This window comes from Skermanella stibiiresistens SB22, assembly GCF_000576635.1.
In the GTDB taxonomy this organism is placed as follows: domain Bacteria; phylum Pseudomonadota; class Alphaproteobacteria; order Azospirillales; family Azospirillaceae; genus Skermanella; species Skermanella stibiiresistens.
Genome location: NZ_AVFL01000008.1, coordinates 209,628 through 225,706, shown reverse-complemented (window position 1 = coordinate 225,706; position 16,079 = coordinate 209,628). Strand labels below are relative to the sequence as shown.

Sequence of the window (16,079 nt, the reverse complement as noted above, 5' to 3'; positions counted from 1 at the left end):
CCGGGCCTGGGGTTCGGCGCTACTCCGCCGGAACCCGCTCGCGGCAGCCCTCGTGGATGTCCTCCATGATCCGGCGGAGGTCGAATTTCTGGCGCCAGTTGGGATAGTCGCGCTGGAAGGCCCGGGTGTCGCTGATCCACCAGATGTGATCGCCGACCCGGTTGTCGTCCTGATAGGTGATGTCCATCGGACAGCCGGTCAGCTCCTCGCAGATCCCGATCGCCTCGATCATGGAGCAGTTGGAGAAGCGGCCGCCGCCCATGTTGTAGACGACGCCGGAACGCGGGTTCTCGAACACGTGCCAGAACGCCGAGACCAGATCGTGCGAGTGGATGTTGTCGCGCACCTGCTTCCCCTTGTACCCGAACACGGTATAGGGCTTGCCAGCGACCGCGCACTTCATCAGGTAGGACAGGAAGCCGTGCAGTTCCGCGCCGGAATGGCCCGACCCGGTCAGGCAGCCACCGCGGAAGACGGCGGTCCGCATTCCGAAATAGCGGCCGTACTCCTGCACCAGCACGTCGGCCGCGACCTTGGACGCCCCGAACAGGCTGTGGAGCGTCTGGTCGATGCTCATGTCCTCGGGAATGCCATAGGATGCCCAAGGGTGTTCGGGCGACAGCTCCCAGCGCGTCTCAAGCTCGACCAGCGGCAGCCTGTTGGGGGTGTCGCCATAGACCTTGTTGGTGCTGGTGAAGATGAAGACCGCCCGCTCGCAGAACTTCCGCGTCGCCTCCAGCAGGTTCAGCGTGCCGTTGGCGTTGGTGGTGAAGTCGGTCACCGGCTCGCGGGCCGCCCAGTCATGCGACGGCTGCGCCGCGGTGTGGATCACGGCCACGATGTCGTCGCCATGGCGCTGGAAGATCGCGTCGATCGCCGCCGCGTCGCGGATATCCACCGTGTGGTGCCGGTAGGTCGGGATGGAGCGCTCCAGCTGTTCCTGGCTCCAGCGCGTGCTGGCGCCATCACCGAAGAAATAGCGGCGCATATCGTTGTCGATGCCGACGACGTCCATCCCCTTGGAATGGAAAAAGCGGGTCGCCTCCGCGCCGATCAGGCCGGCGGACCCGGTCACGATGACGATCGCCATGGCCGCGTTCCCTTCTCTTGAGCTGTTCGGGTCGAAGGTTAGGACGCGGTTGGTTAAGCCTCGGTTAGCGATTGCTCCAGGTCCCGCTGGCGGCGGATCTCCCTGACGCGGGTCAGCAGCTCGACCAGCCTGTCGCCCATCGGTCCCAGGTGATAACCGTCGACCACGGCGGCGTAGGCCCGCTCCGCCATCGCCCTCCGTAGATCCGTGTCGAGGATCAGCGTTCCCATGCGCCGCATGTAGCCGGCGACATCCGACGCCAGCATGCCGCTTTCGCCGTCCTTCAGCACATGGGCGACCTCGCCGACCGGCGTTCCCAGCACGGCCACCTTCATGGCCATGTACTCGAACATCTTGGTCGGGCTCTTGCAGTGGTTGAACGGGTTGTCGGCCAGCGGCAGCAGGCCGATGTCGCATCCGGCCAGCAGGGCCGGCGCCTCCTTGGGCGGTATCCGCTCGCGCATCACCAGATTGGTCATGCCGCCATACTGGGCCGCCACCGTGTCCTTGAAGCCGGGCCAGAAATCGCCGAAACCGATCACGGTCAGCCGGGCCAGATCGCGGATTGACGGGGGCAGGGCCGCGAAGGCGTCCACCGCCATCATGACATCGGCGACAATCGCCGGCCCCCACATGTCGCCCAGCCAGATCAGTTCCACCGGATCACCGGCGGCGCGCTCGACGTGGTCCCGCAGCGAGGCGTCGAACACCGACAGGTCGGTCCCGGTCGGGATCAATTCCCGCTTGTCGGTGAAGTCACCGAAGATCTCCAGCAGCCGGCGGCTGGCGCAGACGCACAGATCGGCGCTCCGTGCCATCTCGCGCGTGGCGGGGATCGGCGCCATGCTCGGCAGAAAGCGCGTCAATCCTGGCAGGAAAGGGGAGGCGAAGTCGAAATCGTCGTAGTCGAGCACGACGGGGTTGCCATTCGCCCCGGCGGCCATCGCGACGGCCAGACTGTGGTACGACACCTTCTGCATGTAGAGGATGGCGGTCGGGTTGAGCTTGAGGATGTCGGCCGCCAGCGCCACCAGACGAAGCTTCTCCTGCTCGTCCATCCTATAGGCGCCGGAACCTTGTCCCGACGCGCCGAGATGGTCGAAGAAGGACAGCACCTCCGCCTTCATCCCGCGCTCTTGGCACGCCTTGGCGAAGGTGTAGCAACGGATGCGGCTGGGAGCCAAGGTGAAGCCATCGGCCGCGACGAAGATGACTTCCGCCCTTCGGAACGCCTTGATCTGGGCTTGGGAGAAGCTGACGTCCTGCACGATGGCCCATCCGAAGTCGGTTGTTGGTTGGTCGATACCTGTTCCGCCACCATTCGGCCTATTGGTTAAGATGGTGTTAGGACCTCCGGTGATTTCCGGCTTGACCTCGCCGCCGACTTCCGGCTCTCCTTCACCATTGGATTACCTCCGGTGGTGTGATGAGGATTCTGGTGACGGGTGGGGCCGGCTTCGTCGGCTCGAACCTCGCGACGTTCTTCAAACGTGATATGCCCGGCGCCACGGTGGTGGCACTGGACAACCTGCGCCGGCGCGGCAGCGAGTTGGCGCTCCCCCGGCTGAGGGCCGCCGGGGTCGAGTTCCGTCACGGCGATGTCCGGAATGCCGAGGACTTGGCCGAAGCCGGCGATTTCGACCTGATGCTGGAATGTTCGGCCGAACCCTCGGTCCACGCGGGCTACGGCGCGTCGCCGGCCTATGTCGTCAACACCAACTTGGTGGGCACGATCAACTGCCTGGAGGCGGTGCGCCGATGTGGCGCCGCCATGATCTTCCTGTCCACCAGCCGCGTCTATCCGATCGCCGGGTTGCGGGGGCTGCCGCTGGAGAACACGGGCTCGCGGCTGGTGGTGGCCGAGGGTAAGGCGGGGCCGGGCTGGTCGGAGGACGGGATCACGACCGATTTCCCGATGACCGGCAGCCGCTCGATCTATGGCGCCACCAAGTTGGCGTCCGAACTGCTGATCGAGGAATACGGCGCCATGTACGGCCTCCGCGCTGTCGTCAACCGGTGTGGCGTGCTGACCGGGCCGTGGCAGATGGGCAAGGTCGACCAGGGCTTCATGGTGCTTTGGGCCGCCCGTCACCTGTTCGGCGGGTCGTTGGCCTATATGGGGTTCGGCGGGACTGGCCCGCAGGTGCGCGATATCCTGCACGTCGCCGATCTTTACGATCTGGTCCGCGCGCAGGTGGAGCGGATCGGCGACCATGCGGGGCGGACCTACAATGTCGGCGGCGGGGCGGCCATCAGCGTCTCGCTGGCGGAGTTGACCGAGCTGTGCGTCGATCGGTGCCAACGTGTCGTCGACATCGGCCGCGATCCCGAGACCCGCGCCGCCGACATCCCGTATTACGTGACCGACAACGCCGCCGTGACCGCCTCGACCGGCTGGAAACCGACGCGCGGTGTCGAGACGATCGTGGACGACATCTTCACCTGGCTCGAAACCCACGCCGCCGAGGTCCAGCCGATCCTGCGCTGAACGCTCGCCTCAAGCCTGTTCAGCATCAGGATTAACGGTTCGTTATTCGTTAGCTTCTACCGTTGGCCGGTCCGGCACAGCGACCCATTGCCGCAGGAGGAGAAGCCGCCATGAAGGTCCTATTCAGCAATCCACCTTGGTGGCTCGAGCAGGTCACGGTCAACACCAACGGGGTTTCCCGTGACATGTGCCTCGCCGGCATCCGCGCCGGGTCCCGCTGGCCCCACACCATCCACACCTATTCCACGCCGGACAACTTCGTTTTCGGCGGCTATCTGCCCTATCCCTTCTTCATGGGCTACGCCACCACCTTCGCCGCCAAGGCGACCGGCGCCGACGTGGTGATGCGCGACAGCCTGGCGCTCCGCGAGAGCTACGCCAGCTACTTCAACCATCTGCGCGAGGGTGGCTACCGCTACATCTTCATCGAATCCGCCTCTCCCAGCTGGGAGCATGACGGCCAGATCATCTTCGCGATCAAGAAGGTGGTGCCCGAGGCGCGCATCGTGGTGACCGGCCCGATCGCGTCGATGGGCAAGGAGATCATGGAGAAGTTCCCCGTCCACGCGGTGATCAAGGGCGAGTACGAGAAGGGCTCCGTCCGTGTCCTCAATGGCGAGGAGGGCGTGATCGAACACGACCTGATGACCCTGGAGGAGATGAACAACGCCCCGTTCCCGTATTATGACGAGGTGATCGCCCACCGGTACTGGGACGACAACCCACGCGGCCAGTCCGCTCCCCACGCCCATGTCTGGTCCAGCCGCGGCTGTCCGTTCAAGTGCATCTTCTGCGTCTGGCCGGCGACCATGACCGGCAACGATCCGGACGGCACGGCCAAGCGGTCGGTTCGCCACTACACGCCGGACTACATGGAAGCGTTCCTGTCGGAACTGAACGGCAAGTACGGCTACAGCTCGATCTATTTCGACGACGACACCTTCAACATCGGCAACAACCACGTGCTGAAGATGTCCGAGGTGATGACGAAGATCAATCTGCCGTGGTCGGCGATGTGCCGCGCCGACACCTCACGGATGGAAAGCTGGAAGATCATGCGCGACGCCGGCTGCTACGGCGTCAAGCTGGGGTTCGAGTCCGGAAACCAGTGGGTGGTCGACAACATCGTCAACAAGCACCTGGACCTGGAATACGCGACCAAGGTGGTCCACGAGATCAAGCGGCTCGGAATGACCTGCCATGGCACCTTCACCTACGGCTTGCCGGGTGAGACGCGGGAGCAGATGCAGGACACCAAGCGGTTCATCGCCTCGCTGCCGCTCGACACGTGGCAGGAATCCGGTTGCGCCGCGATCGAGGGCACCCCGCTATCCAACCTGGACGAGGAAAAGGTGCAGAAGGCTTTCCCTGGCGCCGTGGCCGACGACAACTACGTGGTCGAGTCCGATGGCGCCAAGAAGTGGCGTGAACTGGCCTTCAGTCTGGCGAATTCCTGATCCCTGGCCGTGTGGGCCAGGGCAGGGCGGTGAGGTGTGGCCAGACCGTCATCCACCGCCTCACCTTCGCCTGGTAGACATCCGGCACCCAGAGCTCGGGGTTTGGAACCAGCGTGTCCGAGAACGTGAGGTCCAGGCCGAACGGCGCGTGGACGATGTGGTCATCCGCGTCGCTCCGGATGCCGATCGCCGTGTTTCGGCAGGGGAACCGGTCGATGCCATCGCTGGCCGCGCTGACCGGCGGGTAGGGGACGCCGAACTTGGCCCGATACCAAAGCGGTACCCGAGCCTGATTACGGATCTGCACGGTGATGGGCAGATCGGAGAACAGGTCTGCGGTGCGGCGTATCACCTCATCCTCGGCTTCCCAGCTGGTGTCCGGATCGAAATAGATCAGGTCGTAGTCGAGGATTCCACGATCCGGCTCGCGGCCGGCGACCCGGTTCCAGACGGTTTGCGCGAGACAGCCGGAGGTGAGCCACCAGTCCGCCAAGCCCAAGCCGCAGGATGCGCGTTCCAGGATGAGGGCGCTCCACCGGTTCGTCAGCATGACGTCGAGTCGCTTTCGCCCCGCGCCGGTTTCCGCTAGGTATGCGCGTCCTTTCCGGTTCCCAGGTCCAGTCCATCCCGCCATGCCAAACGGCCCTCTAGCACTTTATCGTTCGCGCCGGGGTACCGGCACCCTCAAGGCCGACGCCGCGCAGGAATACGCGGCCGAGCGGTTGCAGTCGCTCTTCCAGGCGCTGCGCGACTACAGGCCGGCGATGGGCAAGGTCGGCTGGCGCGCCCGTTTCGGCCTGACCCGCAGGCCAGACCCGGCGCCGCAGGGGCTGTATATCTACGGTGATGTTGGGCGTGGCAAGTCCATGCTGATGGACCTGTTCTTCGAGACGGCGCCGGTCGAACGGCGGCGGCGCGTCCATTTCCACGCCTTCATGATCGAGGTGCACGACCGGATGCACCGCCAGCGCCAAGCCGCCAAGGAGGAGGGCGTCGCCGGCGGCAAGAGCGTGGACGAGACGATCCCCGATCTCGCCAGGGAATTGGCGGACGAGGCGTGGCTGCTGTGCTTCGACGAGTTCCACGTCACCGACATCGCCGACGCGATGATCCTCGGCCGCCTGTTCACCGCCCTGTTCGACCTGGGCGTGGTGGTGGTGGCGACCTCCAACTGGGCGCCCGACGACCTGTACAAGGACGGTCTCCAGCGCGACCTGTTCCTGCCTTTCATCCGCCTGTTGAAGGAGAAGGTGGACATCGTCGAACTCTCGGGTCCGACCGATTACCGCCGCGATCGCCTGAAGGGAACGAAGGTCTACTATTGCCCCGAGGGTCCCGCCACCGACCGCGCGCTGGCCGACCTGTTCGACACCCTGACCCAGGGCGTCAAGGCCGCTCCGTGCAGCCTGACCGCCCAGGGTCGCAAGGTCGAGGTTCCGCAAGCGGCACGCGGCGTCGCCCGCTTCGGCTTCGCGGAGCTTTGCGCCAAGCCACTGGGGGCCGGCGACTACCTGGCGATCGCGACACATTTCCACACCGTCATCATCGACGGCGTGCCCAAGCTGAGGGAGGCGCAACGCAACGAGGCCAAGCGCTTCATGACGCTGATCGACTCGCTCTACGAGCACAAGGTCAAGACCATCATCGCCGCCGCCGGCCCGCCGGAGTCCCTTTACAGCGAGGGCCTGCATGCCTTCGAATTCCAGCGCACCGTCAGCCGCCTGATGGAGATGCAGGCCGAGGACTACCTGGAGGCGGACCATTTGACGTGAGGACGTCAGGTGTAGACCGACGCACCCCCGCCAACCGTCAGCTACGGCTGTTGCACTTATTTCATATATTGCGGATAATGCGGTGAAGCGGCATTTTTCTGGAGGACAGCTCGATGGGCCATACGATGCTCAAGCGTGGATCCGGCGGGGTTGTCGATCCTGACATCGCCTCCCAGGCTGCGGAGTCGTTCACTTTGGCGATCCGCGAGGACCGTAACGTCCGCTTGGAAGTGGAGGGGCGTCAAGGTGGGGCAATTCTCATCGGCCCTGAAATGAGCGGCTATTTCGAATGCTTCTCCCGTCTGCTGGCTTCGGACAAGAGTGCCGAATTGGCCGTTTTGCTGGATATCCTCTCAGCCGACGGCGAGGTCACATCCACAAAGGCGGCTGACATTCTGAAGGTTTCGCGTCCTTACCTGATATCGCTGATCGATGAGGGAAAAATTCCGTGTCGGCGGGTGGGAAACAGAAGAAAGATCCTCCTGTCGGACGTGCTCTGTTATAAGGCGGAGCAGGATGCGCGACGAATTGAAGTCAATGAAGCTTTCGATGACACCAGGGATTTAGCTGATAGCTTCATGGCGCAATTTCCAACTGAATTTGAAGTTGAACGGAATGTCGATGAGAGCGATGAGGATTATGAGGCGCGGCGCGCGATCAGCATGGAATTGCTCGGCTACGATGCTAAAGAAGGATGATCTCAAATAGCGGGGTATGAGGCTGGAGACTTCGTCTTCTGCCGCTTCCCTTATCGTGAGAAGCCCAGAACACCACCTGACGACCAGCATATTGTTTACTTGCTAGCCATCGTCACGGGACAACGAGAGCACCATACGCAAGAGAGATGGGAGGTCGCGGTCTACACGACGACGACCTTCGATCCTGTCGGGCCTACCCTCCCCATGGGAGTACGCGACTTCTCTTCTAGAGAAGCAGCCGCGCTTGGACAGCCGAACGCATTCCGTTTCGATGGACGTCTTGTGGCCCGATTACCCTTGGTGCCCGCGTTTTTCCCAATGATCGATCGTGATGATCAACAAGGATGCAAGGCCGGAACCCAGGCGCCTCCGCGCCTTCGACGAGAGCTGGAAGCATTGGTCGCCCAAGCGGCTCGCCGCCAAGTCCTGAACAGACGCGGCTTCTGGTGAAGCCGCCGCTCAGTGCCCCCGGTCCACCGTCTGGGTCGCCACCGGGCGTTCGATCAGGGGTTGGATGACGGGGGCCAACGACTTGAGCAGCTGGGCGGGCAGGGCGCTGGTGAACTTGTAGCGGGCGGCTTCCGGGCCGGCGACATGGGCGGTGATGGTGCCGAAGAAGCGGTCGCCGATGTAGAAGACGAAAGTCGCGGTCCGCGCCATCACGCGGTCGCCATAGCGGTGGTCGCCGGTGCCGGTCTTGCCGCCCATGATCAGCGGTTGCCCGTCGGATGCCGTGAAGGCGCCGCGCACGCGGCGGGCGGTGCCGTTCTCCACCACGTCCTGCAAGGCTTTGCGGACCGTCTGCGTGATCTCCGGGGTCAGCACCCGCTCCCCCGGCTTGGGATCGAAGCCCAGCACCGCCTCGTAGGGCGTTCCGGTCGCGAAATGAAGCCGCTCGACCCGCAGGGTTGGGACCTTGATGCCATCGGAGACGATGACGCCCATCAGGTCGGCCAAGGCGCCGGGCCGGTCGGCGGAGCTGCCGATCGCGGTGGCGTAGGAGGGGGTCAGGCTGTCGAAGGGATAGCCAAGGCGCGCCCAGGACTTGTGGATGCGCTGGAAGGCCTCCGCCTCGAGCAGGATCCGGATGCGGGTGTCCTGGGCCTGCTTTCGGCTGGTCTTGAACAGCCAGGAATAGGTTTCCTGCCGCTCGTCGGCGCTGGCCATGATGACCTCGCTCCGCTTCGCGTCCGGATGATCCTGCAGGTACTCCACGAGCCATAGCTGGAGCGGATGAACGCCCGTGATGTAGCCGCGATCCGCCAGGTTCCACTTGTCCTTGCCGTACTTCTCGAACAGCCGCTCCAACACCTGATCGCTCAGGTCGCCCTTGGGCAGGCGGTCGCGCATGAACCGGGTGAACTCGGCGAGACTGGCCTTGGGGCGAACCGACAGGAAGGCGGTGGCGAGCCGGTGCGGGACTGGACGGACACGGGTGGCGAGCAGGGCCAGCGCCTCGTCCGGCGACTTGCCGCGGTAGTCGCTGTGGAAGCCGTTGAGGAAGTGGCTGCCCTCCTTGTCCGCGAACTGTTCCAGATAGGCTTGCCGCGCGGGGTTGGCTGGGTCGGAAAGCAAGGTGCCGCCAGCGTCCTCGGCGCCCTCCGCGACGTAGTATTGAACGATGTCGCGCATCATGCGGATGAAGGGCAGGTTGATCGAACTGCGTAGCGACTCGGTCACCGTCGGTATCGAGCCGTTGTCCTTGTCGTCGAAGTTCACGAAGGTGTGGACGCCGCCGCCGGTGAAGAAGCGTTCGCCCGGACTGGCCGAGTAGCGGCGTTCCATCGCGGCGGCGAGCAATGCCGGCAGGCCGCGGTCGGCGGCATCCGACAGATATGTGGACACCCAGCGGGTCAGGTTGTCGGTGGCATCCAGCGAGACGGAGCGGAGCTGCGGGCGCGGCAGGTGGCCGTAGCGTCCGTGCAGTTCCGAGATGATCTCCAGATAGGTGATCAGCGTCCGCAGCTTGGCGGTGGAGCCGAGGTCGAGCTTGGCGCCCTCGTTGATGTCGAGCGGCCGGTCCAGGTTGTCGGCCTGGATGCGGACATAGTTGGCGCTGGGACCGCGCTCGTACAGCATGACGCTGTAGATCACCTTGTGCAGGTCGTTCTTGCCGGCATCGAGCAGGCGGAAACCGGCCATGCCCAGCGTCTCGATGAACCCGGGCTCGTTCAGCTTGGCCAGCACGTCGACCATGCGCTGCTGGGTCGGGCCATCCAGGCTGGTTTCCGCCGTCAGATCGAAGCGGTCGAGCTGGTAGAGGCTCGGCACGCCCAGCATGCCGAGCAGGCGGGTGCGGATCGCGTTGACCGCCTTCTGTTCCACGAACGAAATCGATGGCGGGAGCGGCGCGTCATTCCGGAAGCGCAACTTGATGCCCAGCGCCGCGTCGCGCAGTTCGTCGGAGATCGAGCCCTGCGACGCCAGCAGGCGCAGGTGGCTGTCGGCCAGATCGTTGAGGGAGTTTCGATCGGCGATCAAGTAATGGGTCGGCCGGCGTTGGGCCAGCAGCAGGCTCAGCACCTGCTTGTAGATCTCAGCGCGCCTCATCGCCTCCAGGCTGTTTTGGGGCGTCTGCCGCAGGATCGCGTTGGCGTCCTTGAAGTCGGTGCCGTACCACGCCCACAGCCCGTCGCCCAGGCCGTTGACCTCGCCGAAGCCAAGGCGGGCGGTCAGGGGAGTGGAGTTGAGATAGTCGACGACGATGCGGCGCCGGGCGAAGGTGGTGTCCTGACCATCCAGGTAGGCCCGGACACTGGCCGAGATCATCTGGCGCAGCTTCTCCGTGGCTCCGGAGGTCTGGCCGTCCGGCGAATGGCGGTACTTCTCGATCTGGGTCGCCAGCGTGCTGCCGCCGGGAATCCGCATGCCAGGATTGATCCACTGGGCGGGCAGGCCCAGGATCGCCAGGGCGAAGCGGTCCCATTCGACCGCCGGGTTGCGCTTGGGGAAGGTCGGGTCCAACAGCTCCCTGTTCTCGATGAACAGCAGCGTGTTGACCACCAGGGGCGGCACGCTGTCGAAGTCGTCGTAGACGCGCTCGGGATAGCGCGCCGCGTAGAGGATCGAGCCGTTGCGGTCCTTCAGCGTCAGCCCGGCGCGGGTCTTCTCGCGGAACACGGCGAACCCGCCATACTCCACGAAATCCGCCAGTTCGGGCGAGGTCCGGGCCTGCTGCTCGATCCGGAAGCCCTCGTCCGTCAAGCCTTTGATGGCCTTGGGGATCTCGGTATAGCCGAGGCGTTCGTTGTAGGGACCTTGGGTCGGGTATTTGACCAGCGCGCTGGCGCCTTGATCGACCCCATAGGTGAGCGTCTCACCGTATTTGGTCAACACGCCGGCCTGCAGCCAGGAGGTTTGCATCTCCTGGTAGCCCACCCAACCGATGCCGGATGCCGCGGCGACGAGCACCCCACCGATCAGCCAGCGCTCCCAACCGAAGCGACCCATCAAGCCTGCCTTCCCGATAAAGTTGTAGGCTTCGAGCCGGAAAGCTTGTCGATCCGGCTTTGGCAAAGGCTAGGCTGACGTGGTTAACAAACTGTTTTCGCCGGTACTTCCACTACCGAAAACATCTGGTGTTCCTATTATGTGACACCTTAGGGATCAGGGCTTACAGCTTATCCGATCAACCATTGGAAGTAATTGAAATGCATTTTATTTAAATAGAACCACTTCTTCCGACTCCACTGGATGGCCAAGTGGCCCGTGCGCGGCACTCCGGCGCGATACAGCTGGAGAGTGCGAAATCATGTGAATGCGTTCATACCGCAACCGCCCCGCTTGAGGCATGATCAGTCTCAGTCGCCCGTCGGCGGCACGCGGGAGCGATCTTGCATCAGCCGGGACCATGACCCGGCTTCTCCGTCAGAGGAGACCCCGGATTGGACTAGGCTTCACCGTCCGTAGATACCGCCCTGGCCGCGGGCGGTGGAGCCTCGTCGATCTCACGACCTCTTGGCGCCAACCTCACGTGCCATCCAATCTCCCCAACGCCCGTTCCAGGGACGTGATGAACGTCCGCACCTTTGGTGCCACCAAGCGGGGGCTGGGATAGACGGCCCAGACCGAGATTTCCTGCGGATTGAGGGTTTCCAAGCAAATCCGAACCAGGGCTCCGGTGTTGAGTTCGGTCACGACATCCCAGCGCGACAGCAGGGCGATGCCCAATCCGCCGATGCAGGCCTCGCGGATCGCTTCCACGCTATTGCTGGCGAAGCGCCCCGAAACCCTGATGTCACGCGCCTTGCCACCGGCGTCGAACGGCCAGCTCCCGGTTCCGCTCAAGACGAGGCACTCGTGATCGGCCAAGGCCTCGACCGTCCTAGGCGTGCCCCGGCGTTCCAGATAAATTGGCGAAGCGCACAATACGCGGGGGTTCGGTGCCAGCCGCCGCGCGATCAGCGTCGATTCCCGAAGCCGCCCGATCCGGACGGCGACATCGATCCCAGCCGCCACGATATCCACCACGCTGTCGGTCAGTTCCAGGTCGACGCGCAGTTCCGGGTTCGCGTCCAGCATGGCGGGCACCAACGGAGCCACGATCTTGCGCCCGAACGATGCGGGCGCCGTGACCCGCAGCACGCCGCTGACGCCCAAATCGGCGGGAGCGAGGCGGCAGCGTACCATCTGCTCGATCTCCAGCATCGCCTGCGCATGCGGCAGCAACGCCTCCCCCTCGGGAGTGAGCGACACGGAGCGCGTCGTCCTATGCATCAGGCGGACGCCCAGATGGTCCTCCAGCGCGGCGAGGCGCCGGCTCGCGATGGTCGGCGTCACCCCAAGGCGGCGCGCGGCACCCGATAGGCTTCCGGCCGCGACCGCTTGGACGAGCACGGCGAGTTCATCGGTTTCCATCACGGCGCCCCATCTCGTGGATTATATCATTTTCTGACAAGCCGGCTTGTCACAAGGCGACACTACAACGGATTGGTGTCAGATGCCATCTGGGTGGGTCAGGATAAGCTTCGGCCTCGCGCATTTCCGTCGGGCCGCCATCGCAGAAAGAGTTTCCATGTCAGTCGATCCGCTTTTCACACCCATCCGCGTCGGTGCCGTCGAGTTGTCGCACCGGGTCGCGATGCCGCCTCTGACCCGGATGCGCTCGCGCCAGCCGGGCGACGTTCCGCAGGCGATGAACGCCGAGTATTATGGGCAGCGGGCCACCAACGGTGGCTTGATCATCGCCGAAGCCACCGACATTTCGAAGCAGGCGACGGGCTATCCCGGCGCTCCCGGCATTCATTCCACCGAACAGGTCGAAGGCTGGCGGCTGGTCACCGACGCCGTCCACGCCAAGGGCGGCGTGATCTTCCTCCAGATCTGGCATACCGGCCGGATTTCCCATTCCAGCATGCAGCCGGACGGCGCCTTGCCGGTGGCTCCCTCGCCGGTGCCCGCCGCCGGGACGCACATGACCCGGACGTTCGAGCCGGTGCCGTTCGAAACACCGCGGGCGCTCCGCCTGGATGAGATCCCCGGCATCGTCGACGACTTCCGGAAGGCCGCCGTCAACGCGCGAGCGGCTGGCTTCGATGGCATCGAGATCCATTCCGCCAATGGCTACCTGATCGACCAGTTCCTCCAGACCGGCACCAACCGTCGCGACGACCAGTATGGCGGCGCGATCGAGAACCGCGCGCGCTTCCTGCTGGAGGTGGTCGACGCCGTGACCGGCGCCTGGAGCGCCGACCGGGTCGGCGTCCGGCTGTCGCCTTGGGGCCACTTCAACGACATGCATGACGACAACCCCGGCGCGCTGTTCGATCACGTCACGGCCGAACTGGGCAAGCGCGGTCTCGCGTATCTGCACCTGGTCGAGCCCCGTGCCGATCAGAACAGCGACACCAACGCGTTGGACGCCAACGCCCCCGACGCCTCGTCGCGCTTCAAGAAGATTTTCGGCGGCACGATCATCGCGGCCGGCGGCTTCACGCGCGAGACCGCTCCCGAGGCGGTCGCCGAAGGCAAGGCCGATCTGGTCGCCTTCGGTCGGCTGTTCGTCGCCAACCCCGACTTGGTTGAACGGCTGCGGCGTGGCACCCCCTTCAACCGCTACGACCGCCCGACCTTCTACGGCGGCGACGCGCGCGGCTACACCGACTATCCGACGCTCGAAAACGCGTGATCGCGCGATTTCGTGGGGTGACGCCCGCAACTTGACGCCGTCATCACGGTTCTCCCTGCTCCGGGTGCCGCCGATCCAGGACACAAAGCGCCTGGATCGGCTCCTGGATCAACTCAAGGATCGCGATGGCCGGAACCGCTCCCCCCTCCTGGTTTCACCCCTTGGTCGGTGCCGACCGTGACACGTTGCGTTGGGCCCTGTCGTCCAACGGCCCGACATCCCGCCAGCGGCGCGCCGCCGTTTGGGCGACGCGGCTCGCCGCCACATATCGCAGGCCCTTCATGGCGCTGGAAAGGGCCCGCGTCCGCCGCCGTCTGGCCGACGCTCCGCCGATGCCGGCGCCGGTCTTCATCGTGGGACATTGGCGAAGCGGCACGACCCATCTCTACAACGTCCTCAGCCGCTCACCCCGGTTCGGCTGGGTGCCGCCCTTCGCCGCCGCGCTGCCGTGGGATTTCCTGGGGATCACCGGTCCGATCAAGACGATCCTGGAGGAACACCTGCCGAGCGACCGCCTGATCGACAATGTCCCGGTCACGCCCGACTCGCCGCAGGAGGACGAGCTGCCGCTCGCCCTGATGACCGACATCTCCTATTATCACGGCCTGTTCTTCCCAAGCCGCTTCGAGGAGCACTTCAACCGGGGCATCTTCTTCGATGGGTGCGGCGAGGGGGAGATCGCGCGCTGGCGCGACGCCTTCGACTATTTCCTGCGGAAGGTGACGTTGGCGCGGCCCGGACATCCGCTCCTGCTGAAGAATCCCGTCCACTCCGCCCGGATACCGTTGCTGCGCTCGATGTGGCCGGACGCCAAGTTCATCCACATCCACCGCAATCCGTTCGTGGTCTACCCATCGACCCGGCGGACCTTCGCCACCCTGCTCGACAGCTTCGCTCTCCAGGATCACTCCCATGTCGATCTCGATGGTTTCGTGCTGGATCTGTATCCTCGGCTGATGGGTCGCCTGCTCGCCGACTCCGCGACGTTGCCGCCATCCCACTACGCGGAGATCCGGTTCGAGGATTTCGAACGGCGGCCGATCGAGGAGTTGGAGAGGGTCTATCGCGTCCTGGGGCTGCCCGGCTGGACGGAGTCCGAGACCCGCTTCAAGGCTTATCTGGATGGCATCAGCGGCTACGCCAAGAACCACCACCGGTACCCGCCCGATGAAGTGGCCCAAGTCGAGCGCCATTGGGGCGGCCTGATCGAGCGCTGGGGCTACGCGCGGCCGTCCGTGTAGGTCGATCGATCGGCGCGCCCGCGGCGGCGGTGGGTTATGCTCGCTAGACCATCTCCGCCACTGGATGCTTCCATGACCGACCACCCGCTTCGACCCCACACCGAAGCCGTCCGCCCCGAGTGGATCGACTACAACGGGCACATGAACGTCGCTTACTACGTCCTGGCCTTCGACCACGCGACCGACGCCCTGCTGGACCATGTCGGCCTGGGTGCGGCCTATGTCCGGGCGGAGAACCGGTCCGTCTTCGTCCTGGAGATGCACGTGACGTATGAACGGGAGGTCAAGGCGGGCGATCCGCTCTCGATCGCGACCCGTGTCCTCGGCGTCGATGACAAGCGGGTCCACCTCGTCCACGAGATGCGGCACGCCGGCGAGGGCTGGCTCGCCGCCACCAACGAATTGGTGTTGATGCATGTCGACTTGGCGGAGCGACGCTCCTGTCCACTGCCGGCGGCGGCGGGCGCCTGTCTGCGCGGCGTCCACCAAGCCCAGGCGGGCTCTCCCGTGCCATCCCAAGTCGGCCGCGTGATCGGGCTACGCCCGAGGTCAAAACCATGAATATTCCGGTTCGCCGGTCGACGCATCGGTTTTGTTTTTGGTATCGGCACCAGTGTGACCTATCTAGGACATCATGAAGCTCGCCAAACCCGCCGCGTTAGCGGCAATTCTCCTTGTCCTCCTCCCCCTTAGCGCACTTGCCGATTGCACCGATCCGGCTGGCCCCGACGTCAATTGGCGGCGGTGCTATCTGGATGGCCGCGACCTCCGGAAAGTCGATCTGGGAGGGGCGATGCTACGGGACGCGGCATTCACCCGAGCCAAACTCGACGGCGCGAACCTATCGAACGTCGACGCCTATCGGGCCAAGTTCTTCAGCGCCACCATGATCGGCACGCGGCTGGATAGCGCCCGCCTGATCGAGGCCGATTTGACCCGTGCGATCCTGACCGGAGCCTCGCTGGTCGAAGCCGATTTGCGCAACGCCCGGTTCATCGACGCCAATCTGCGTGACGTCAATCTCACGGGAGCCAGACTCCACGGAACGGAATTCCGAAACGCCGATCTCACGGGCGCGACCTGGGTTGACGGCAGCCGCGTCTGCGCCGATCCATCGATCGGCCAGTGCAACTGAGGCGTGTCTTTCATCTCACGCGCCGGCGCTTTTCACCGTCCAAGCCTCATCCATCTTGCAAGTTCCTAACC

The 16,079-nt window shown here is 64.6% G+C and carries 13 protein-coding genes; 8 read left to right on the top strand and 5 right to left on the bottom strand.

Features of this window, described 5'->3' with window-relative positions; all coding sequences use genetic code 11:
- Positions 1-19 precede the first annotated feature (19 nt).
- Positions 20-1,090 carry an NAD-dependent epimerase/dehydratase family protein gene (locus N825_RS13380; RefSeq protein ID WP_037452282.1) on the bottom strand — a complete coding sequence of 357 codons (1,071 nt, stop codon included), beginning with the start codon at positions 1,088-1,090 and terminating at the stop codon, positions 20-22.
- Positions 1,091-1,143: 53 nt separating this feature from the next.
- Positions 1,144-2,358 (bottom strand): glycosyltransferase, encoded by a 1,215-nt coding sequence (locus tag N825_RS13375; RefSeq protein ID WP_037452279.1) that lies wholly within the window; start codon positions 2,356-2,358, stop codon positions 1,144-1,146.
- A gap of 158 nt (positions 2,359-2,516) precedes the next feature.
- On the opposite strand from N825_RS13375, the gene N825_RS13370 reads away from it, so the two are divergent.
- On the top strand, positions 2,517-3,578 hold the full coding sequence (locus N825_RS13370; protein WP_037452277.1) for an NAD-dependent epimerase/dehydratase family protein: 1,062 nt from the start codon (positions 2,517-2,519) through the stop codon (positions 3,576-3,578).
- A gap of 110 nt (positions 3,579-3,688) precedes the next feature.
- Complete coding sequence (locus N825_RS13365) at positions 3,689-5,035, top strand: B12-binding domain-containing radical SAM protein (protein WP_037452274.1); 1,347 nt, start codon at positions 3,689-3,691, stop codon at positions 5,033-5,035.
- Here N825_RS13365 and N825_RS13360 read toward each other — a convergent pair.
- Positions 5,016-5,585, bottom strand: coding sequence for a nucleotidyltransferase family protein (locus N825_RS13360; RefSeq protein WP_037452271.1), 570 nt, complete (start codon positions 5,583-5,585; stop codon positions 5,016-5,018). The two genes, N825_RS13365 and N825_RS13360, sit on opposite strands and share 20 nt — an antisense overlap.
- Before the next feature lie 82 nt (positions 5,586-5,667).
- On the opposite strand from N825_RS13360, the gene zapE reads away from it, so the two are divergent.
- Positions 5,668-6,807, top strand: coding sequence for a cell division protein ZapE (gene zapE, locus N825_RS13355; RefSeq protein WP_037452269.1), 1,140 nt, complete (start codon positions 5,668-5,670; stop codon positions 6,805-6,807).
- Between the two features lie 113 nt (positions 6,808-6,920).
- Positions 6,921-7,505, top strand: a complete 585-nt coding sequence (locus N825_RS13350; protein WP_037452266.1) for a helix-turn-helix domain-containing protein — start codon at positions 6,921-6,923, stop codon at positions 7,503-7,505.
- A gap of 459 nt (positions 7,506-7,964) precedes the next feature.
- Here the strand turns inward: N825_RS13350 and N825_RS13345 are convergent, their stop codons facing one another.
- Entirely contained in the window at positions 7,965-10,955 is a 2,991-nt protein-coding gene (locus N825_RS13345; protein WP_037452263.1) for a transglycosylase domain-containing protein, read from the bottom strand.
- Between the two features lie 519 nt (positions 10,956-11,474).
- Entirely contained in the window at positions 11,475-12,362 is an 888-nt protein-coding gene (locus tag N825_RS13340) for a LysR family transcriptional regulator (protein WP_037452261.1), read from the bottom strand.
- 157 nt (positions 12,363-12,519) lie between these two features.
- Here N825_RS13340 and N825_RS13335 point away from each other — a divergent pair, with 157 nt between their 5' ends.
- The 4 genes from N825_RS13335 to N825_RS13320 all read left to right on the top strand — a co-directional run bounded on the left by N825_RS13335 (position 12,520) and on the right by N825_RS13320 (position 16,008).
- Complete coding sequence (locus tag N825_RS13335; RefSeq protein ID WP_037452260.1) at positions 12,520-13,632, top strand: alkene reductase; 1,113 nt, start codon at positions 12,520-12,522, stop codon at positions 13,630-13,632.
- A 125-nt stretch (positions 13,633-13,757) separates the two neighbouring features.
- Complete coding sequence (locus N825_RS13330; protein ID WP_037452258.1) at positions 13,758-14,873, top strand: sulfotransferase family protein; 1,116 nt, start codon at positions 13,758-13,760, stop codon at positions 14,871-14,873.
- A gap of 72 nt (positions 14,874-14,945) precedes the next feature.
- The gene (locus tag N825_RS13325) at positions 14,946-15,434 is read left to right on the top strand and encodes a thioesterase family protein (RefSeq protein WP_037452256.1); all 489 of its coding nucleotides are present in this window, start codon (positions 14,946-14,948) and stop codon (positions 15,432-15,434) included.
- Positions 15,435-15,507: 73 nt separating this feature from the next.
- Positions 15,508-16,008 (top strand): pentapeptide repeat-containing protein, encoded by a 501-nt coding sequence (locus tag N825_RS13320; protein WP_037452254.1) that lies wholly within the window; start codon positions 15,508-15,510, stop codon positions 16,006-16,008.
- The last annotated feature ends 71 nt before the right edge of the window (positions 16,009-16,079 follow it).

Excerpts from the sequence above, each read along its gene's own strand:
- N825_RS13380 (WP_037452282.1), bottom strand. The coding sequence starts at position 1,090 with ATGGCGATCGTCATCGTGACCGGGTCCGCCGGCCTGATCGGCGCGGAG.
- N825_RS13370 (WP_037452277.1), top strand. The coding sequence starts at position 2,517 with ATGAGGATTCTGGTGACGGGTGGGGCCGGCTTCGTCGGCTCGAACCTC.
- N825_RS13365 (WP_037452274.1), top strand. The coding sequence starts at position 3,689 with ATGAAGGTCCTATTCAGCAATCCACCTTGGTGGCTCGAGCAGGTCACG.
- N825_RS13360 (WP_037452271.1), bottom strand. The coding sequence starts at position 5,585 with ATGCTGACGAACCGGTGGAGCGCCCTCATCCTGGAACGCGCATCCTGC.
- zapE (WP_037452269.1), top strand. The coding sequence starts at position 5,668 with ATGCCAAACGGCCCTCTAGCACTTTATCGTTCGCGCCGGGGTACCGGC.
- N825_RS13350 (WP_037452266.1), top strand. The coding sequence starts at position 6,921 with ATGGGCCATACGATGCTCAAGCGTGGATCCGGCGGGGTTGTCGATCCT.
- N825_RS13345 (WP_037452263.1), bottom strand. The coding sequence starts at position 10,955 with ATGGGTCGCTTCGGTTGGGAGCGCTGGCTGATCGGTGGGGTGCTCGTC.
- N825_RS13340 (WP_037452261.1), bottom strand. The coding sequence starts at position 12,362 with ATGGAAACCGATGAACTCGCCGTGCTCGTCCAAGCGGTCGCGGCCGGA.
- N825_RS13335 (WP_037452260.1), top strand. The coding sequence starts at position 12,520 with ATGTCAGTCGATCCGCTTTTCACACCCATCCGCGTCGGTGCCGTCGAG.
- N825_RS13330 (WP_037452258.1), top strand. The coding sequence starts at position 13,758 with ATGGCCGGAACCGCTCCCCCCTCCTGGTTTCACCCCTTGGTCGGTGCC.
- N825_RS13325 (WP_037452256.1), top strand. The coding sequence starts at position 14,946 with ATGACCGACCACCCGCTTCGACCCCACACCGAAGCCGTCCGCCCCGAG.
- N825_RS13320 (WP_037452254.1), top strand. The coding sequence starts at position 15,508 with ATGAAGCTCGCCAAACCCGCCGCGTTAGCGGCAATTCTCCTTGTCCTC.